At 63.2% G+C, this 1,060-nt stretch carries 2 protein-coding genes; both read right to left on the bottom strand.

The features are described 5' to 3' along the window. Nucleotides 1-6: 6 nt before the first annotated feature. Nucleotides 7-423 carry a hypothetical protein gene (locus tag AC4FAH_RS13555; RefSeq protein ID WP_054556270.1) on the bottom strand — a complete coding sequence of 139 codons (417 nt, stop codon included), beginning with the start codon at nucleotides 421-423 and terminating at the stop codon, nucleotides 7-9. A gap of 69 nt (nucleotides 424-492) precedes the next feature. Further along, entirely contained in the window at nucleotides 493-954 is a 462-nt protein-coding gene (locus tag AC4FAH_RS13550) for a flavodoxin domain-containing protein (protein WP_043334117.1), read from the bottom strand. Between the last annotated feature and the right edge of the window lie 106 nt (nucleotides 955-1,060).

Genomic DNA, 1,060 nt, shown 5'->3' with positions numbered 1-1,060 from the left:
CGAGGCTCAGCCTTCCTCACCACGGCGGCGCTGCATCCACATGCTGATCACATGCGCCAGCAGACCCAGTGTCAGGCCATCGACCAATACCTCAAGCGCACCTTCCTGAGGGCGGTTGAGCATCGGCGCGGCAAAGTTGAACGCTGCCATCGCCGCCAGCCCCACCACCAGCCAGACCAGCAGACGACGCATCATCGTCGGCACCTTGGCCTTAGCGGTGTCTGACAGCTGGCGATAGATATAGATGCCCAGCGCGCTGACGGCGACGGCAAAGCCGACGATCAGCATCAGACGCGTATTCTCGCCACTCATCAGGAAACGCGGAATATTGGCGACCATTACCACCGCCAGACCCGCCAGCACGGAGACGCGCTGCGGCGTCAGGTTGCGGGCACGCGGATGATCAGGATTCAGTTTCGGCATGTGAAGCAGTCTCGATGAAAGAACGGACAACAGAAGAAGCAGGCGGCGGGCCAGCCCACCGCCGCAGGATCAGGCCGTGGCCGGCAGGGTCGGAATCCAGCTCTCGACCCACGGCAGCGCCGCGTCGTCGGCCATGAAGGTTTCCATGGCGTCGATCTCGAGACGCTCGCCGTGACGCGTGGCGCCCAGGTCAGCCAGACGCTCATCCAGATGACGCCCCGCGCCACAGTAGGTCTCGCCGTAGGAGCTATCGCCCAGGGCGATCAGGCCGTAACGCAGCCAATCCAGCGCCGGGGACTCGGCAGACAGCGCATTGAGGAAGCCGGTCAGATTGCCCGGCACATCGCCACTGCCGGTGGTGGAGGTGACGAACAGCGCCAGATCAGGGCGCGCGTCAGTCAGGTCGGCCAGTGTCGGCTGGTCGAGCACCTCGACCGTGTAACCTGCCTGCTCGAACAACGGCTGAACCTGCTCGGCCACATCCAGTGAACCGCCATACATCGTGCCGACAAAAATCTTCAGAAGCGCCATGCATCCTTCCTTATTCGAACGATCACCCGCCAGTGGCGGGAACGTGAGTGCAGTGCGAAGAGTCGCGCAGACGCTCTCCGACATTTGGTCGCGATGGTAGCACAGC

Source organism: Cobetia sp. (assembly GCF_983723665.1).
This window is presented reverse-complemented; position numbering and strand designations above follow the sequence as displayed.